Origin of the sequence: Aeromonas jandaei (genome assembly GCF_037890695.1) — a bacterium.
GTDB lineage: Bacteria > Pseudomonadota > Gammaproteobacteria > Enterobacterales > Aeromonadaceae > Aeromonas > Aeromonas jandaei.
This window is the reverse complement of sequence record NZ_CP149571.1, coordinates 4,307,016-4,324,330: the sequence shown is the minus strand read 5'-3', so window position 1 is coordinate 4,324,330 and position 17,315 is coordinate 4,307,016. Positions and strand designations below refer to the sequence as shown.

Below are 17,315 nucleotides of genomic sequence, written 5' to 3'. Positions count from 1 at the left end.
TCTCAGCCTTCGCGACCCGGATTCGAGCGTGATGGTGTAGCTGCCCCATTGTTGCAGAGCGTTACTCAAATGTCGCTATGGCGTCAGCGGATGATACCGATTGAAAAAAGCGATGCGATAACTGCGACCGCATTGGCGGCAAAGGAGGATTTAAGCGAGCGGAGAGAAGGGGGAGGAAGCCGGCATCCGCACAGGCTGGGATGCCGGACAGGCCGCTCGGGTCAGAGCAGTTCGTGAATTTCGGTCAGGATCTGGTCGACCCACTGCTCGATGCGGGAGTCGGTCTGGTCATACTGGTTGGCATCGTCGAGGGCCAGGCCGACGAAGTGGCGGCCATCATCGATCAGCGCCTTGGAGGCATCGAACTCGTAGCCTTCGTTGGGCCAGTAACCCACCAGCTTGACCCCTCTGGGCACCAGCTGATCGTGCAGCATGCCGAGGGCATCCTGGAACCATTCGCCATAACCCAGCTGGTCGCCGAGGCCAAACAGGGCGACAATACGCCCCTCCAGATGGAGGTCGCCAATATCTTCCCAGCGGGACTCCCAATCCTCCTGCAGCTCGCCGAAATCCCAGGTGGAGATGCCGAGGATCAACACCTCGTAATCCTCCATCAGGCGCAGGGAGACATCCTTGATGTTGTGGATATCCACCAGCTCGGGGCCGATAAGGGCGCGGATCTTCTCGGCAGCCATCTCGGTGTAGCAGGTGGTAGAACCGTAAAACAGACCAATCTTCATCGCTCTTTATCTCTTTTGGCGCTTTCTCGCTTGCTCGTGTGGGCTGCACCTGTTGGCAACACGATGGGCAACATAAGGGGAGGGCGCCAGTCTAGCAGATTGGCTGCGTCCCTTCACCGCCCGATATCACGGGCAGATCAGGTCGCGGCAAGCGGCTTGCACATCCGCCAAGCAGAGGCGTTACAATGGGCCACTGTTCTTCTGACTGCGACCGACCATGAGCAAGCCCGAGCCACATCCCCTGATTGAACCCTTTCTCGATGCCCTCTGGCTGGAGCGGGGCCTCTCCGACAACACGGTCAGCTCCTATCGCACCGATCTGGAAAAATTCTCCCTCTGGCTCGACGAGCAGGGCAGCTCCCTGCTGCTGGCGGGGATGGACGAGATCCAGCACTATCTCGCGTGGCGGGTCGATCATCAGTTTGCCGCCAGCAGTACGGCCCGTTTTCTGTCGGCCCTGCGCCGCTTCTATCAGTACCTCAACCGCGAGAAGCTGCGCAGCGACGACCCTACCGTACTGCTGGAGGGGCCCAAGCTGCCCAAGAAGCTCCCCTCCGATCTGAGCGAATCGGAAGTGGAAGCGCTGTTGACGGCGCCGCTGGTGGATGATCCGCTGGAGCTGCGGGACAAGGCGATGCTGGAGCTGCTCTACGCCACCGGCTTGCGGGTCTCCGAGCTGGTGGGGCTGACTGCCGAGCATGTCAGCCTGCGGCAGGGGCTGGTGCGGGTGGTGGGCAAGGGCAACAAGGAGCGGTTGGTGCCCATGGGGGAGGAGGCGATGTACTGGCTGGAACGCTACTACCGGGAGGGGCGAACCCTGCTGCTCGGCGGTACCAGCTCGGATGTGGTTTTCCCCTCCAAACTGGCCCGGATGATGACCCGCCAGACCTTCTGGCACCGCATCAAGCTCTATGCCCAGCGGGCCGGGATCAACGGCGAGTTATCCCCCCATACCCTGCGCCACGCCTTTGCCACCCACCTGCTCAACCACGGCGCCGATCTGCGGGTGGTGCAGATGCTGCTGGGCCACGCAGATCTCTCCACTACCCAGATCTACACCCATGTCGCCAACGAGCGGCTCAAGGCGCTGCACGGCGAACACCATCCCCGTGCTTAAGCCCGTTGCAGGCGATTCTTGCCCGCTTGTTTAGCATGATAGAGGGCTGCATCGGCGCGAGCCATCACACTATCTGGTGCATCATTCTGGGATTCGGCAATGCCACCGCTAAAGGAGACGCTCAATCCCTTTTCCCGCCAATCCTGTTGCCCCATACTGGCACGCCACGACTCCATTAACTGTTGCGCACTGGCAATATCTGTCTGTTCGAAAATAGCGACCAGCTCTTCCCCCCCAAAGCGGCACAGGGTTGCTTGTTCCTCCAGCAATTGGCTACCGAGCTGAGCTGTGCGTTTCAAAACGGCATCACCGATGGGATGACCATAGGTATCATTTATTTTTTTGAAGTTATCAATGTCGATAATCGCCAATATGTATTGGCTATTTTCTTTATGCAGAGTGGCGAGCGTCTCTTCCAAATGACGGCGGTTGTACAAGCCGGTTAATGCATCACGCAGCGATTTTTCTGTTTCAGCCTGCATTTTGTCTGAAATCATCACAATTTCATCCTCCAGCTCCTCTATGCCCGCCAGCTTGGGGATAATAATCTGTTGCCCCGGTGGGGTTATACGCAATTGTCTAACAACTTGTACCAACGTGCTGATGGTATGTTCCAGACGTTGCCTGAAAATAATGGCAACCAGTGTGAATATCGATAGTGACAATACAAGAGTGATAAATATGGTAGGCAGTATCTCACCAATCAGGATATCGCTCTTGAATGGAAATATAGTAATAACCAGCCATGATGGATTGTTGTGAAGGGCGTGATATGAGATGAGATCGCCATTTTCACTCATTAATGTTCCGTTTCTGCCTTTCAATTCGGAAATCCATGATTGATCAAGTCGACTGCCATTTTCCTGAGGGTCACTATGAGCCACAATCATCTTGCTGCCTCGGTCAAAGAGCATATATACAACATGGTTACTACTCTCCAGAATCCGCCCTATACGTGCTGAAAATACTTTCAAGTTCAGGTCGATGCCAATCACGCCAAGAAATTCCCCCTGGTTATTGAATACAGCATGGGAAAGGGTGACGACCGGCGTTTTTTCAATCGCGTCAATGTAAGGGGAACTCCAGATATTGATGCCGGGATGCTCGATGGCATTGCGGTACCATGGACGTTCCGACTCTTTGAACTCTATCGGGGTTGGATGAAGAGAGAAATTGATATGCTTGTTATCCTGAAGCATGTAGTACACGGTTTTTATTGGGCCATCAGGGTAAAGAAGGTATTGCCAGATATCGCGATAACGTTGTTTTAATTCCGGAGGGAGGTCTCCATTGTTTTCAGTGATGTCTGCAATGATGATATTTATTTGCCTCTCAACCGAAGAGAGTGAGTTATCCCATTGCTGCGCAGTACTATCGTTAAAAAATCTGGCGGTGCTTAGCAAGGTATTTTTCTGCATAACAGAAAATAGGTACGCACTACCCAATGTGGTCAAAATCAGTGGTAGGGCTAGCAGAAAAAGATAGCGGAGAATAAAACTGTGATTGGAGTTTGTAGCAGAGGATGTTTGCATAGTCACGATGCCCATAGAATACATTGACGCCATGTAACCATAGCCTACAGGCATCGTGACACATATACACACCAGTCCGGGAAGTCGGCTTAACGCTCCTGTTGGGCTTTCAGCAGGTCGCGGATCTCGGTCAGCAGCTCCTGATCCTTGGTCGGTGCTGCGGGGGCGGCTGCTTCCTCCTCCTGCTTTTTCTTCAGGGTATTGATGGCCTTCAGCCCCATAAAGATGGCGAAGGAGATGATCAGAAAATCGATGATGGTCTGGATGAACTTGCCGTAGGCAATGACCACGGCAGGAGCGCTGCCTTCGGCAGCCTTCAGGGTGACTGCCAGGTCGCTGAAGTCCACGCCGCCCAGGATCAGGCCGATAGGCGGCATGATCACGTCACCGACGAAGGAGGAGACAATCTTGCCAAAGGCGGCACCAATAATGATACCGACCGCCATATCGATCACGTTGCCTCTGGATGCAAAGGCCTTGAACTCTTGTATCAGACTCATTCTTTCCTCCGAAATTAAGCACGCTAGCGTAGCGGTCACGCCTTGTTCTGGCTGTGATCCGCTATCGGGAGCAGGGTAGCAAGAGCACATGCCACCTGTTCTCCCTGACTAGCTTGCTGAGGTTGGCTCTGCTTGGCAATCAGGGGGGCGTGATTTTTTGGTTCAACCTGATATTAATTTTTCGATAAATAGCAGGTTGAATGCTGAACTGTGCTGCTGTACTTTGTTGAGTCCATTCATTCATGCCACGTGAGTAAAAGAGTGAAGTATTTACTACTGGGAATGATGCTTTTGTGCACATTTACTGCCAAAGCGGGGATGGATCCCCAGGCCTTGAAAACAGCCATATCCACCAGGCTGGGGATATCCGTATATACGGTGGATCAGACGCCTATTGCGGGCCTGTATATGCTGGGCACCTCCAAAGGGGTGCTCTATAGCGATGCCAAAGGGGATTATCTGGTACAGGGGGTCATGCTGGATATGACCCGGGATATGAAGAACCTGACCATCTCCGGCATGCGCACTCAGCGTCGACTGGGATTGGCGCAGGCAGCCCATGCTCCCATTGTGCTCAAGGCCCGGGATGAGCGTCATTGGGTCGCGTTGTTTCTTGGCGAGAAGGATGCGGCACGGCGTCAGCTATCCGGTACTCTGCAACATCTGCAGGCATCCGGGGTGAGCATCGCGATCTATCCGGTCATTGACCATGCAGAGCGAGCCACCGACTGGTGCAGCGATCCCCTGCTGCAAAATTCGCCCTTCAAAGCTTATTTGCCTCAAAAGGAATGTAGTGAGACCCTTATCCAAAATATTGGCCTGAGCCAATGGTTGGGGGTAAAGGTACTGCCGGCCTGGATCTCCTCTGAAGGAGATCTGGTGCGGGGTTACCAGAGCCCTGAACAACTGCTCAAGATACTGGATAATTTTGATGCCTCTGCACATTCGTCGTCGTCCGCGAGTTGATGATTCCCATCTGCCCGCCAACCTGCATCCGCTGCTTCGCCAAATCTTCGCCAGCCGTGGCGTAGACGATCCCGTCCTGCTCGAGCGCAGCGCCAGCTCGCTGCTGCCACCCCAGCGCCTGTTTGGCATGGCGCAGGCGGTGCCGCTGCTGGCCGATGCGCTGGCCGCCCAGAAGCGGATCCTCATCGTCGGTGACTTCGACTGCGATGGCGCCACCAGCTCGGCGCTGTGCGTGCTGGCCTTGCGCGCCATGGGCGGCCGCCATATCGATTTTCTGGTGCCCAACCGCTTCGAGTTCGGGTATGGCCTTACCCCCGAGATCGTCGAGCTGGCGGTGGCCCGCGGCGCCGAGTTTCTGATTACGGTGGATAACGGCATCTCCAGCATCGCCGGGGTGGCGGCGGCCAAGGCGGCCGGCATGCAGGTACTGGTTACCGATCACCATTTGCCAGGTCAGGAGTTGCCTGACGCCGATGCCATCGTCAATCCCAACCAGCACGGCTGCGATTTTCCCTCCAAGTCGCTGGCCGGGGTCGGGGTCGCCTTCTACCTGATGGCGGCGCTCAACACTCACCTCAAGCACTCCGGTTGGTATGAGCGGCTCGGCATCGTGGCTCCCAATGTGGCGGATTACCTCGATCTGGTGGCTCTCGGCACTGTTGCCGACGTGGTGGCGCTCGACGGCAATAACCGCATTCTGGTGCATCAGGGCTTGCAGCGGATCCGGGCGGGCCGCTGCCGCCCCGGCATTCAGGCGCTGGTGGATGTGTCGGGCCGCGATGGTCGCCGCCTCACCGCCGCCGACCTCGGTTTTGCGCTGGGGCCGCGCCTCAACGCGGTGGGGCGCCTCGATGACATGTCCCTCGGGGTCGCCTGTCTGCTCTGCGATGATCTCAATCTGGCGCGCCAGCTCGCTTCCGAGATGGACAGCCTCAATCAGGAGCGCAAGGAGATCGAGCAGGGGATGCAGCAGGAGGCGCTTGCCACCCTGGAGCAGATCCGGTTTCGCGATGGCGAGGTGCCGTCGGGCATCGTGCTGCACCGCAACGAGTGGCATCAGGGAGTAGTGGGGCTGGTGGCCTCCAAGGTGAAGGAGAAGTACTACCGCCCGGTCATCGCCTTTGCCGAGAGCAGCGAGACCGAACTCAAGGGCTCTGGCCGCTCCATCCCCGGGGTGCATCTGCGCGATGCGCTGGAACTGCTCGATACTCGCCACCCGGGACTGATGGGCAAGTTTGGCGGTCACGCCATGGCGGCGGGACTGACCCTGCCCAAGGCCAATATCGAGGCGTTCGGTCGGGCTTTCGAGGCGGTTATCAGTGAGCTGGTGACCCCTGAGCTCTTGACCGGGGTGCTGCTCACCGATGGCGAGCTCTTGCCGGACGAGCTAAATATCGAGCTGGCGGAGCTTATTCGCGCCTCTGGCCCCTGGGGTCAGGCCTTCCCCGAGCCGCTGTTCGACGGCGAATTCGTGCTGGTGCAGCAGCGGCTGGTGGGGGAGAAGCACCTCAAGATGATGCTGACCACAGATTCCGGCCATGCGGTGGATGCCATCGCCTTCGGGGTCGATCTCAAGCGCTGGCCCGATGCTTCGGTGAAACGGGTGCGGCTGGTCTACCGGCTCGACGTCAACGAGTGGCGCGGTAACCGCAGCGTGCAACTGCTGGTGGAGCATCTGGAGGCCGCCGGTCTCTAATCTTCAGCGCTGTTTTGTTGCGGATGACGGCTACCTTCGGGTGGCCGTTTTTGTTTTGCCCTGCGGTGCAGAGTCACTCTGGACAATGGTTTTAAATTGCGGATTTCATGATGCGGGTGATGTTAAGTATCGCAAGTTACCGCTTGATATAGTGAAAAATGCAATAAAGCGATGGGTCGTGATATATTCGTCCTGTTTTAACTTCTCTCTCCTGAACGGGACTGATCCCTTGCCGCCTTTTGGCCGACTCTCGACCCAAGCGATGGCCCTCGCCATTGCCTGTCTCTTGTGGCTTGCCGCCTCTGCTGCTGCAGGGGTTGTTGCAGCCCCCCGTCAGGAATCTGTTGGGCAGAGGGTTGCCCTGCAACTGCACGAACCCTCCGATCAGGGCTTGGCCAACAGTGTCAGCTTGCCACCCGCGACCCAGTGGCGGCTTGGTTTCGAGCAGGGGCGACGACTGGATGGTGCCCCTCATCCCGAGCTCTACCAGATGGTGCTGGCCTGGTTCCAGCACGAGATCCTGGGCGTGCTCTGCGGCCTGCTGTTTTTCCTCCCGCTCGTCTATGTCAGGCAGTTGTCCGGCTATTTCGGTTATCTGCACCGACGGCTGCTGCTCTGCCACCACCTGCAATATCGTTTCTGCCACAGCGACTCCACCCCGGCTGCTTGCTAAGCGCCCGTCCGGTTGCGGTCTCTGCTCTGGCTGACTGACTCGATTCCGGCTGATTCCGCTCTCCGGTTACGGGCCCTGTTGCCCTCTTGTTTCGTGCCTGCCAGCTGGCGGGCACACAGAGGGGTCTATCCCTCATACCTGTGAGCAGACCCGATGGAATATTACGCAAACCTCTTTATCCAATCGATTTTTGTGGAAAACCTGGCACTCGCCTTCTTTCTTGGCATGTGTACTTTTCTGGCCGTATCCAAGAACATCAATACCGCTTTTGGCCTTGGCATGACGGTGCTGGTGGTGATGGTGATTGCCACCCCCCTGAGCAATCTTATCTACCGCCATATCCTGCGTCCCGGGAGCACTTTTTTTGGGGAGTTCGATCTGAGCTTTCTCGATTTCATCGTCTATGTCGGGGTGCTGGCGGCGCTGGTGCAGGTGATGGAGATGGTGCTCGACAAGCACTTTCCGGCGCTCTATCACGCCCTTGGCATCTATCTGCCGCTGCTGACTGTGCACTGCGCCATCTTCGGCGGGGTGATGTTTATGGCGCAGCGCGATTACGATTTTGTCGAGTCGCTGGTCTACAGTGCCGGTTCCGGGCTGGGTTGGCTGCTGGCCATTGTCGCGCTGGCCGGTTTGCGTCAGAAGCTGAAATATGCAGATGTGCCACAGGGGCTGCAGGGTATTGGCATCACCTTCATCGTGGCCGGGCTGATGTCCCTCGGCTTTATGTCCTTTTCCGGCATGTCGTTTTGACGCCGCAAGATAAAAAAGAGGCGCCCAAGGGCGCCTCGTTTGTTATTCAGAGCGGATGGCTCAGAGCTCGCGGGCCCAGGGGTGCGCCTTGGGGCGCAGCGCCAGTGCCAGACCCAGCAGCAGCACGGTCAGGCCGTAGAGGGGCCAGTTGCCAAAGCGCATATAGGGGGTGGCACCGTGAGCCGGGCGCACTTCGCTGCGCAGTACACCTGCTTCGAACTGCGGGATCTGGCCGATGATGCTGCCATCGATCTCGGTAACGATAGTGATGCCGGTGTTGGTGTCGCGCAGCAGCGGACGAGCCAGCTCCAGCGCACGCATCCGGGCGATCTCCATATGCTGCCAGGGACCGATGCTGGTGCCGAACCAGGCGTCGTTGGAGACGGTCAGCAGGAAGTCGGTATCCGGGTTGACGTTACGGCGCACCTCTTCCGGGAAGATGATCTCGTAGCAGATGGCGGCGGCAAACTTGAGCCCCTTGGCGATCAGGTTCGGTTGCACCTCGTCACCCCGGCTGAAAGAGGACATCGGCAGGTTGAAGAAGGGGGCGATGGGGCGCAGCAGATCTTCAAACGGCACAAACTCGCCGATGGGCAGCAGGTGGTACTTGTTGTAGCGGTTGGGGTGGCCGTAGAAGTAGGACTCCTTGCCATCCGCATCCTGTACCCCCATGCCGAGCACTGTGTTGTAGAAGCGTTGCTGCTCCTCGTCGTAGTGGATGATCCCTGCCAGCAAGCCGGTCTCGTTCACCTTCATCGCCTTGTCGAGGTTCTCCAGATAGGGGCCCATGGTCTTCTCGAGAGCCGGGATCGCCGATTCCGGCCAGACGATGATGTCGGCATCCTGATTGTCGCGGCTCAACTCCTGATAGGTGCGCACCGTGGGGGCCAGTGCCTCCGGATCCCACTTGAGGGACTGGGCGATATTGCCCTGCACCAGCGCCACCTTGACCGGTTCGCCACGGGTTACCCAGTTGAGCTGCATCAGGCTATGAGCGCCGGCAGCCAGCAGGGCGGGCACCGCCAGCCACAGTGGCGAGCGGGACTTCCAGACCAGCCAGATGGCGGAGGCGGAGAATAGCAGTGCCAGGGTGATGCCCTGTACCCCGAGAATGGGAGCAAATCCCTTGAGCGGGCCGTCGATCTGGGTGTAGCCAAACCAGAGCCATGGGAAGCCGGTCATCACCCAGCCTCGCAGCCAGTCGGCCAGCAGCCAGAGTGCCGGGAAGGCGAGCAGCCAGCGGCTCCAGTGACGACCGCTGAAGAAGCGGGCAAAGGCCCAGCAGGCCAGCGTCGGATAGAGCGCCAGATAGGCTGACAGACCAGCCAGCAGCACGAAAGCGACCGGCAGCGGAATGCCGCCAAATTCGGTCATGCTGATGTGGATCCACCACAGACCCGGCAAGAACAGCCCCATGGCGTAGCCAAAGCCGCGCCAGGCCGCCTGTTTGGGGCTGGCCTTGTCCAGCAGGGTGTAGAGGCCGAGCAGGGAAGGAATAACCAGCGGCCAGTAGCCGAAGGGGGAGAAGGCCAGCACAGCGATGGCACCAGAGGCCAACGCACTGAGGCTTAACAGAATTTTTGAAGTAACAGGGGATAATCTCACGGGCGATGGTGCTCGTCTTGGTCTGCAACTGGGTCGAATGGCCGGTATCTTACCCTGTACGGTTGCCAACGGCGAGCCTCCTGCCGTCCGGATAGCACAACGCCCCGAGGTCGGGGCGTTGTTCAATGCACTCAGGCGACTTACTGGGGTTCAGATTGCGCCACTGCATGGTTCTCGGGGATCTTCACCTGCAACTGCTGCAGGCGGCGCTTGTCAGCATGCATCACCTTGAACAGGTAGCCGTCCAGCTCGATCTCCTCGCCCTTCTTGGGCAGGTGGCTGAAGGCGTGCATCACCAGGCCACCGACCGTATCCACCTCTTCATCGCTGAACTTGGTGCCGAAGAAGTCGTTGAAATCCTCGATCTCGGTCAGGGCGCTGATGGAGAAGACCCGTTTGCTGAGGCGGCGGATCTCGTCCGGCTCATCCTCGATGTCGTCAAACTCGTCGTCGATTTCGCCAACGATAAGTTCCAGAATGTCTTCAATGGTCACCAGACCGGAGACGCCACCAAACTCGTCGACCACGATGGCCATGTGGTAGCGCTCTTCGCGAAACTCCTTGAGCAGACGATCAACGCGCTTGCTCTCGGGGACGATCACCGTGGGGCGCAGGATCTTCTCCAGTTGCAGCGGTTCGCTGGCATGGTGGCCACCGAAACCGAAGGGGAGCAGATCCTTGGCGAGCAGAATGCCCTCGACATGGTCCTTGTCCTCGTTGATCACCGGGAAGCGGGAGTGACCCGACTCGATGATCACCGGCAGGATCTCGTCGATCGGCTGGGACTTCTCGATAGTGACCATCTGGGAGCGGGGGATCATGATGTCGCGAACCCGGAGATCGGCGATCTCCAGCACCCCTTCGATCATGTCCTTGGTGTCCTGATCGATAAGGTCACGCTCTTCGGCATCGGCTATCACTTCCACCAAATCATTGCGGTCTTTTGGCTCGCCCTGGAAGAGTTGGCTGAGCTTGTCGAGCCAGGTTTTCTTCGGCGAGCCGGTACTAGGGTGATCGTCGGTCATTTTTTCTCTTGGTTACTCATTGAATATACGGGGATTTCACTTCAGCTATATGAGGATGGCAGCCATCTGTTTCAAGCCGATGAACCGCCATGTTGCACATTACTCTTCGTCGCTCTGATAAGGGTCGGCAAAGCCCAGCTCCTGCATGATGTCGCGCTCAAGCGCTTCCATCTCTTCGGCTTCCTCATCCTCGATATGGTCATAACCTAGCAGATGCAGACTGCCGTGCACAACCATGTGGGCCCAGTGGGCCATGAGGGGCTTGCCCTGCTCTTGTGCCTCGCGCTCCACCACCTGACGGCAGATCACCAGATCGCCCAGCAGCGGCAGCTCCAGACCGGGTGGCGCCTCGAACGGGAAGGAGAGCACATTGGTGGGCTTGTCCTTGCCGCGATAGGTTAGGTTGAGCTCGTTGCTCTCCGCCTCGTCGACGATGCGCACCGTCACTTCGGCCTCCTGCTGGAAGCCGAGAATGGTGCCGTCGAGCCAGCCCTGCAGCTGGGCCTCGCTTGGCAGGCCGTCGGTGCTGGCACTGGCCAGTTGCAGATCCAGGGTTACGCTCATTGCTCGCTCTCTTTGCTGGTGTTTGCTTGGCCGGCCAGCTTCTCGGCTGCCTGCTTGGCGTCGAATGCCTCATAGGCCTGCACGATGCGGGCCACCACCGGATGGCGTACCACGTCGGTAGACTGGAAGAAGTTGAACGACAGACCATCAACGCCCTGCAGCACTTCCAGCGCGTGGCGCAGGCCGGACTTGGCGTTGCGCGGCAGGTCGATCTGGGTGATGTCGCCGGTGACCACCGCCTTGGAGTTGAAGCCGATCCGGGTGAGGAACATCTTCATCTGTTCGGTGGTGGTGTTCTGGGCCTCATCGAGAATGATGAAGGCATCGTTGAGGGTACGGCCGCGCATATAGGCAAGCGGCGCCACCTCGATGATGTTGCGCTCCATCAGCTTCTCGACTCGCTCAAAGCCCAGCATCTCGAACAGGGCGTCGTAGAGCGGGCGCAGGTAAGGGTCGACCTTCTGGGAGAGATCGCCGGGCAGGAAGCCGAGCTTCTCGCCCGCTTCCACCGCCGGACGGGTCAGCAGAATGCGGCGGATCTCCTGACGCTCCAGCGCATCCACCGCCGCTGCCACCGCCAGATAGGTCTTGCCGGTACCGGCCGGGCCTATGCCGAAGCAGATGTCGTGGCGCACGATATTGGCGATGTACTGGGCCTGATTGGGGCTACGTGGCTTGATGAGACCGCGCTTGGTCTTGACCGTTACCTCCTTGCCATAGGGGATGGAGGGGGCCGGTTCGTCATCTTGCTCCAGCACCCGCGACTCCAGAATGGCCAGATGAACCATGTCGGGGGTGATGTCGGTCACCTTGCCACCCTTGAGGGGCTGGGTTTCCACATAGAGATGCTTGATGATGACGGCGGCGGCATCCACCTGGGCCTGCTTGCCCAGCAGCTGGAAGTGGTTGTCACGGTAGCTGATCTCGATGCCGAGGCGGCGTTCCAGCTGCTTGATGTTGTCGTCGAAGGGGCCGCAGAGACTGGCAAGACGCTGGTTGTCGGCGGGTTCGAGATGCAGGTTCAGGGTCGAGAGGTGTCGGCTCACAATATCCTCGTATCAGGGCGCTCCCCATCCGCCGGGCGGATGGGGAGGGGGAGATTAATGGGGTGTGAAGGCGGCCACGCCCAGCTCGTCCGGCACGTTGTCGGGACGACGGGCCAGAATGTCGCTCGGGGCGGTGGCGATGCGCAGGTTCATCTCGCTCTCGCCGCGGATGAATTTGCCGCGCAGGGAGTTGGGCAGCACTTCGGTGATCTCCACGTCGGCAAAACCGCCAATCAGGGTATGGGCCCCTTCGAAGTTGACCACCCGGTTGTTCTCGGTGCGACCGCACAGCTGCATCGGGTCGAGCTTGGAGGGCCCTTCCACCAGAATGCGCTGGGTGGTGCCCAGCATGGAGCGGCCAATCTGCATCGCCTGATTGTTGATGACGTGCTGCAGGCGGGCCAGACGGGCTTTCTTCACTTCCATGTCGACATCGTCGGGCATGTCGGCGGCCGGCGTACCGGGGCGCGGACTGAAGATGAAGCTGAAGCTCATGTCAAAGCCCACATCCTCGATCAGCTTCATGGTGGCCTCGAAATCCTCGTCGGTTTCGTTCGGGAAGCCAACGATGAAGTCGGAGCTGATGGTGATGTCGGGACGGGCGGCGCGCAGACGACGGAGCTTGGATTTGTACTCCAGAATGGTGTGCGGGCGCTTCATCATGGTCAGGATGCGGTCGGAGCCGCTCTGCACCGGTAGGTGCAGGAAGCTGACCACTTCCGGAGTGTCCTTGTAGACCTCGATGATGTCGTCGGTGAACTCGATGGGGTGGCTGGTGGTGTAGCGGATACGGTCGATGCCGTCGATGGCGGCCACCAGACGCAGCAGCTCGGCGAAGGTGCAGATGCCGTCGTCATGGGTCGGGCCACGGTAGGCGTTGACGTTCTGGCCGAGCAGGTTCACTTCGCGCACCCCTTGCTGGGCGAGCTGGGCGATTTCATAGAGCACGTCGTCGAGCGGACGGCTCACCTCTTCACCGCGGGTGTAGGGCACCACGCAGTAAGTACAGTATTTGGAGCACCCTTCCATGATGGAGACGAAGGCGGTCGCCCCTTCGGCGCGCGGCTCGGGCAGGCGGTCAAACTTCTCGATCTCGGGGAAGCTGACGTCCACCTGGGCGCCACGTCCCTCCTGAACCTGTTTGATCATGGTGGGCAGGCGGTGCAGGGTCTGCGGGCCGAACACGATATCGACATAGGGAGCGCGTTGGCGAATGGCATCGCCCTCCTGGGAGGCCACGCAACCACCGACGCCGATCACCAGACCGGGCTTGTTTGCCTTGAGCTTTTTCCAGCGGCCCAGCTGGTGGAACACCTTCTCCTGCGCCTTTTCGCGGATGGAACAGGTGTTGAGCAGCAGCACATCTGCCTCTTCCGGCTCCTCGGTAAGCGTGTAGCCATTGCTGGCATCCAGCAGGTCGGCCATCTTGGACGAGTCGTACTCGTTCATCTGGCAGCCCCAGGTTTTAATGTGAAGTTTCTTGCTCATTGCTACTCTTGACTGGTTTTGAATTAGGCATGGTCAAAGGACCGGGCATTTTACTCCGCAATCGTGAGACTGCCTAGCGAATATCCAGTCCGGCCCCTTTGCCAGCGGGGGCGCCGCGTGCGTGAGAAAATCGGCTTTCCCCTTGATTTGACGCAGCAATTCTCCACCCCCTTCACTGTTTATCCCGCCCCCTTGCGGTATCATGGCGCCATTCGGTTTGGCCCCGGCCACCCATGAACGGGGCGCCCCTTTTGCAGGAATAAAGTTATGGAACAGTGTGATATCGCCATCGTCGGCGCCGGCATGGTGGGGGCGGCTACCGCCTGTCTGCTGGCGGCCCAGGGCCTCTCGGTGCGGGTCATCGAAACCCAGCTGCCGGAGCAATACGCGCCGGAGCAGCCGCTGGATCTGCGGGTCTCCGCCATCAGTCAGGCCTCGGTGGCGCTGCTTGAGCAGGCTGGCGCCTGGCACTATCTGCAGCAGATGCGGCTCTGCCCCTATCGCCGACTGGAGACCTGGGAGCTGGATGGCTTTGCCACCCGCTTCAACGCCGCCGATCTCGGCCTGCCCCAGCTCGGCTACATCATCGAAAACCGGCTGGTGCAGCTCGCCCTGCTCAAGCGGATGGAGGATTTTCCCAATATCCAGACCCACACCCCGGCGGCGGTGACCAGTCTGCGCCAGAGTGCGGATGAAGCTGTGCTGACTCTGGACGACGGCACTGAACTGGCCGCCCGCTGGGTGCTGGCCTGCGACGGCGCCGAATCCCACACCCGCAAGCTGGCCGGCATCGGGGTATCGCGCTTCGAGTACCGCCAGCACTGCATGCTGATCAATATCGACACCGACTTTGCGCAGGAAGATATCACCTGGCAGCAGTTTACCCCGAGCGGCCCGCGCGCCTTCTTGCCGCTGACTGGCCAGCACGGCTCCCTGGTGTGGTATGACAGCCCGGCCCGGATCCGGTCGCTGGCGGCCATGAGCAACGAGGCGCTCGCCGCCGAAGTGCGCCGCCACTTCCCGAGTCGGCTCGGCGGCTTTACCGTCACCGGCAAGGGGAGCTTCCCGCTGGTGCGCCGCCACGCCAACGACTACCACGCCGGTCGGGTGGTGCTGCTTGGCGATGCCGCCCACACCATCAACCCGCTGGCGGGGCAGGGGGTCAACCTCGGCTTCAAGGATGTCGCCTGCTGGGTCGACTTGCTGCAAGGGGCTGGCGCCGACTGGCATCAACTTGTGCTGGCCGAGCGCTACGAGCGCCGTCGCCGCCCCGACAACCTGCTGATGCAGTCGGGGATGGATCTCTTCTACGGGGTGTTCAGCAACGAGATTGGCCCGCTCAAGCTGGCTCGCAATCTGGCCCTCAATCTGGCTGATAAAGCTGGCCCCCTGAAGGAGATGGCCCTGCGCTACGCGCTTGGACTTGTGTAAGCGGGGAAGATGCAGAAGGTCAATTGCCGCTCTGGCGGGTTTGCCTGCGCTGTTCATGTCTGCAAGGTTGGCTGGATGGGCTGTGCAGGCGCGAAAAAGCGAGTATAACGGGTCGGCTATCAACCACGATTTGGGAGAGAAGGGATGAACAAGGCACTACTGGTGATCGATTTTATCAACGACATCGCCCATCCTGACGGTCGCATCGCGACCACGGCCAACCATGTGATGGAGCAGAACGCCATCGCGCATGCCAATAAGGCGATGGCTTATGCCCGCGCCCACGACTGGCTGGTGGTGCTGATCAAGGTCGGTTTCGACAGTCGTTATCAACTGCAACCCAAGGGTTCCCCCATGTTTGGCCGGGCCCATCAGCTTGGCGCCCTCTCACTTTGCGACAGCGGCACCGATTTTCATGCAGACCTCGATGTGCAGCCCGGTGATCTGGTGCTGGCCAAACCCAGAGTGAGCCCATTCTATGGTACTGCGCTGGAACCCGCCTTGCGGGCCAACCACATCGACCACCTCTATCTGTGCGGCGTAAGCACCAGCTGGGCCATTCAGGCGGCGGCGCGAGATGGTCACGATCGCGACTACGCCATCACCATTCTGGAGGATGCCTGCGCGGCGGCGGATGCCACCGAGCACCACACCTCGCTGCGGATGCTGAGTCGTATTGCCGAGGTCATCAAGGTGTCCCAGCTCGACTGACCCTTTGGCAGCAGGCTGCGCTTGTTCACTGTTTTGATATTTATGTCTGCGGCCCTCTGTTGGGCCGCAGCTGTTTCCGCTTCTCGGCCAAGTCGGTGACTCCCGCGCCTGCCACTCCTGCCAGTAGTGGTGAGAGCCGTATGGGGTTGTCTGCCGACTCGACTGCATCGCTGCCAACCCGCAGCTATCAGTGCGATGGTCGTCAATATTGCTCCCAGATGACCTCTTGCGAGGAGGCGACTTGGTTTTTACAAAACTGCCCTGATACCAAAATGGATGGAGAGGGAGATGGCATCCTCTGTGAAAATCAGTGGTGCAGGAATTAAATACTATTTCTAAATAAAAAATGGATGATTTGTTCTATTTTTATCCGGTTTGGGATCTGGCCTGAAACCTTGCCGGATGGTGTGACATGGTGACATTTGGTCTCAGTTGGCTAAGTGAGAATTGGGTGCTTTACTCTACCTGCTGACTTAATTGTTAATAGCTGGCGAGGCGCCACTTTTGCCACAGGATGGCCACCATGATTGATAACATGCCGGGGGGGATGCGTCGCTTTGCCGAGCGAGCTCAGGATCTGGTTGCATTGCTGGATTCACTGGATGACCAGTTTGCAGTAATAGACGGCAACGGGGTGATCCATTATACCAACCTCGCCTGGAATCGATTCGCCGAGCAAAATGGCATGGCAAAGGGGTATAACTGGCTTGGCGTCAATTATTTAAGCGCTTGCGATGGCTCTGCTGAACCTTCGGCGCTGAGCGCTATTGAGGGGTTGCGACGGGTCATGCTGCGCCAGCAGGAGAGCTTCTATCTGGAATATCCCTGCCACAGCCCGGATACCCAGCGCTGGTTCATGATGCGCATTGTTCCGGTCAAAGGGATAGATGCCGAGTTTTATGTCATCACCCATTCCAATATTACCGAACGGAAATTGCTGGAGTTGGAGGTGGAAAGCCTCTCCCTCCATGATCCCCTGACCGGGTTGGCAAACCGCAGACTGTTCAACAGCTTCCTGAATAACGAGTGGCGCCGCAGCATGCGCGAACATACCCCCCTCTCCCTCATCATGCTCGATCTCGATAACTTCAAGGCCTGCAATGACCATCTTGGCCATCAGATGGGGGATGGCTCCCTCCAGCTGGTGGGCCATCTGTTGCAATCCTTTTGCCAGCGTCCGGCGGATCTGCCCTGCCGCTTTGGTGGTGACGAGTTTGCTCTGATCCTCGGTAATACCAACAGAGAGGCTGCACAACGGATTGGCGAGGAGATCCGCCTGGCCATCCACGATCTCGACATCGTAGTAGCGGACAATATCCAGCTCAGTGCCAGCATTGGCATTGCCACCTATACGGCAGAGCAACCGCTGGAGGGGGAAGGGGAGTTGCTGGCTGTGGCCGATGCGGCGCTCTATAGCGCCAAGGGGGCGGGTAAGAACCGTAGTTATTGCACCAACTGTTGAGCCTGA

At 58.9% G+C, this 17,315-nt stretch carries 16 protein-coding genes and 1 pseudogene; 9 read left to right on the top strand and 8 right to left on the bottom strand.

Translation table 11 applies throughout. The features are described from left to right. Positions 1-221: 221 nt before the first annotated feature. Positions 222-740 carry a flavodoxin FldB gene (fldB, locus tag WE862_RS20330; protein WP_033112705.1) on the bottom strand — a complete coding sequence of 173 codons (519 nt, stop codon included), beginning with the start codon at positions 738-740 and terminating at the stop codon, positions 222-224. Positions 741-957: 217 nt separating this feature from the next. Here fldB and xerD point away from each other — a divergent pair, with 217 nt between their 5' ends. Continuing rightward, on the top strand, positions 958-1,857 hold the full coding sequence (xerD, locus tag WE862_RS20325) for a site-specific tyrosine recombinase XerD (protein ID WP_042029828.1): 900 nt from the start codon (positions 958-960) through the stop codon (positions 1,855-1,857). Here xerD and WE862_RS20320 read toward each other — a convergent pair. Together WE862_RS20320 and mscL are read right to left on the bottom strand one after the other, a co-directional pair. Then, a complete protein-coding gene (locus WE862_RS20320; RefSeq protein WP_042029891.1) occupies positions 1,854-3,389 on the bottom strand; it encodes a sensor domain-containing diguanylate cyclase in 1,536 nt (511 codons plus the stop codon). The genes xerD and WE862_RS20320 overlap by 4 nt on opposite strands. 89 nt (positions 3,390-3,478) lie before the next feature. Next, complete coding sequence (gene mscL, locus WE862_RS20315) at positions 3,479-3,889, bottom strand: large-conductance mechanosensitive channel protein MscL (RefSeq protein ID WP_033112703.1); 411 nt, start codon at positions 3,887-3,889, stop codon at positions 3,479-3,481. Between the two features lie 318 nt (positions 3,890-4,207). On the opposite strand from mscL, the gene WE862_RS20310 reads away from it, so the two are divergent. The 4 genes from WE862_RS20310 (at position 4,208) to nqrE (ending at position 7,977) form a co-directional block, all read left to right on the top strand. Next, positions 4,208-4,855 carry a disulfide isomerase DsbC N-terminal domain-containing protein gene (locus WE862_RS20310; RefSeq protein WP_042029826.1) on the top strand — a complete coding sequence of 216 codons (648 nt, stop codon included), beginning with the start codon at positions 4,208-4,210 and terminating at the stop codon, positions 4,853-4,855. Continuing rightward, complete coding sequence (gene recJ / locus WE862_RS20305; RefSeq protein WP_042029825.1) at positions 4,821-6,551, top strand: single-stranded-DNA-specific exonuclease RecJ; 1,731 nt, start codon at positions 4,821-4,823, stop codon at positions 6,549-6,551. Before WE862_RS20310 ends, recJ begins: the two co-directional genes overlap by 35 nt. Before the next feature lie 262 nt (positions 6,552-6,813). Further along, entirely contained in the window at positions 6,814-7,224 is a 411-nt protein-coding gene (locus WE862_RS20300) for a hypothetical protein (RefSeq protein ID WP_042029823.1), read from the top strand. 153 nt (positions 7,225-7,377) lie between these two features. Beyond that, positions 7,378-7,977 (top strand): NADH:ubiquinone reductase (Na(+)-transporting) subunit E, encoded by a 600-nt coding sequence (gene nqrE / locus WE862_RS20295; protein ID WP_042029821.1) that lies wholly within the window; start codon positions 7,378-7,380, stop codon positions 7,975-7,977. Positions 7,978-8,037: 60 nt separating this feature from the next. Here the strand turns inward: nqrE and lnt are convergent, their stop codons facing one another. The 5 genes from lnt to miaB form a co-directional block, all read right to left on the bottom strand. Further along, positions 8,038-9,582, bottom strand: coding sequence for an apolipoprotein N-acyltransferase (gene lnt / locus WE862_RS20290; RefSeq protein ID WP_042029820.1), 1,545 nt, complete (start codon positions 9,580-9,582; stop codon positions 8,038-8,040). Positions 9,583-9,722: 140 nt separating this feature from the next. After that, positions 9,723-10,607 (bottom strand): CNNM family magnesium/cobalt transport protein CorC, encoded by an 885-nt coding sequence (gene corC / locus WE862_RS20285; protein ID WP_033112698.1) that lies wholly within the window; start codon positions 10,605-10,607, stop codon positions 9,723-9,725. A 99-nt stretch (positions 10,608-10,706) separates the two neighbouring features. Then, positions 10,707-11,171: an rRNA maturation RNase YbeY gene (gene ybeY, locus WE862_RS20280; protein ID WP_041209973.1), complete on the bottom strand. Its 465-nt coding sequence runs from the start codon at positions 11,169-11,171 to the stop codon at positions 10,707-10,709. Beyond that, the gene (locus tag WE862_RS20275; RefSeq protein ID WP_042029819.1) at positions 11,168-12,217 is read right to left on the bottom strand and encodes a PhoH family protein; all 1,050 of its coding nucleotides are present in this window, start codon (positions 12,215-12,217) and stop codon (positions 11,168-11,170) included. The genes ybeY and WE862_RS20275 overlap by 4 nt, the downstream gene beginning before the upstream one ends. A 54-nt stretch (positions 12,218-12,271) precedes the next feature. Beyond that, positions 12,272-13,705: a tRNA (N6-isopentenyl adenosine(37)-C2)-methylthiotransferase MiaB gene (gene miaB, locus WE862_RS20270; protein ID WP_033112695.1), complete on the bottom strand. Its 1,434-nt coding sequence runs from the start codon at positions 13,703-13,705 to the stop codon at positions 12,272-12,274. A 267-nt stretch (positions 13,706-13,972) separates the two neighbouring features. Between miaB and WE862_RS20265 the strand changes: the two genes are divergently transcribed. From WE862_RS20265 to WE862_RS20250, 4 genes and pseudogenes are all read left to right on the top strand, one after another. Further along, complete coding sequence (locus WE862_RS20265; protein ID WP_042029818.1) at positions 13,973-15,136, top strand: FAD-dependent oxidoreductase; 1,164 nt, start codon at positions 13,973-13,975, stop codon at positions 15,134-15,136. A gap of 144 nt (positions 15,137-15,280) precedes the next feature. After that, a complete protein-coding gene (locus WE862_RS20260; protein ID WP_042029817.1) occupies positions 15,281-15,847 on the top strand; it encodes an isochorismatase family cysteine hydrolase in 567 nt (188 codons plus the stop codon). A 188-nt stretch (positions 15,848-16,035) separates the two neighbouring features. Next, a pseudogene (locus WE862_RS20255) lies at positions 16,036-16,173 on the top strand (excalibur calcium-binding domain-containing protein); the annotation flags it as partial. A gap of 197 nt (positions 16,174-16,370) precedes the next feature. Then, entirely contained in the window at positions 16,371-17,309 is a 939-nt protein-coding gene (locus WE862_RS20250; RefSeq protein WP_042029816.1) for a sensor domain-containing diguanylate cyclase, read from the top strand. Positions 17,310-17,315 lie beyond the last annotated feature (6 nt).

Excerpts from the sequence above, each read along its gene's own strand:
- corC (WP_033112698.1), bottom strand. The coding sequence starts at position 10,607 with ATGACCGACGATCACCCTAGTACCGGCTCGCCGAAGAAAACCTGGCTC.
- nqrE (WP_042029821.1), top strand. The coding sequence starts at position 7,378 with ATGGAATATTACGCAAACCTCTTTATCCAATCGATTTTTGTGGAAAAC.
- WE862_RS20260 (WP_042029817.1), top strand. The coding sequence starts at position 15,281 with ATGAACAAGGCACTACTGGTGATCGATTTTATCAACGACATCGCCCAT.
- WE862_RS20320 (WP_042029891.1), bottom strand. The coding sequence starts at position 3,389 with ATGCAAACATCCTCTGCTACAAACTCCAATCACAGTTTTATTCTCCGC.
- fldB (WP_033112705.1), bottom strand. The coding sequence starts at position 740 with ATGAAGATTGGTCTGTTTTACGGTTCTACCACCTGCTACACCGAGATG.
- xerD (WP_042029828.1), top strand. The coding sequence starts at position 958 with ATGAGCAAGCCCGAGCCACATCCCCTGATTGAACCCTTTCTCGATGCC.
- recJ (WP_042029825.1), top strand. The coding sequence starts at position 4,821 with ATGCCTCTGCACATTCGTCGTCGTCCGCGAGTTGATGATTCCCATCTG.
- WE862_RS20250 (WP_042029816.1), top strand. The coding sequence starts at position 16,371 with ATGATTGATAACATGCCGGGGGGGATGCGTCGCTTTGCCGAGCGAGCT.
- miaB (WP_033112695.1), bottom strand. The coding sequence starts at position 13,705 with ATGAGCAAGAAACTTCACATTAAAACCTGGGGCTGCCAGATGAACGAG.
- WE862_RS20265 (WP_042029818.1), top strand. The coding sequence starts at position 13,973 with ATGGAACAGTGTGATATCGCCATCGTCGGCGCCGGCATGGTGGGGGCG.
- mscL (WP_033112703.1), bottom strand. The coding sequence starts at position 3,889 with ATGAGTCTGATACAAGAGTTCAAGGCCTTTGCATCCAGAGGCAACGTG.
- ybeY (WP_041209973.1), bottom strand. The coding sequence starts at position 11,171 with ATGAGCGTAACCCTGGATCTGCAACTGGCCAGTGCCAGCACCGACGGC.
- WE862_RS20310 (WP_042029826.1), top strand. The coding sequence starts at position 4,208 with ATGGATCCCCAGGCCTTGAAAACAGCCATATCCACCAGGCTGGGGATA.
- WE862_RS20300 (WP_042029823.1), top strand. The coding sequence starts at position 6,814 with ATGGCCCTCGCCATTGCCTGTCTCTTGTGGCTTGCCGCCTCTGCTGCT.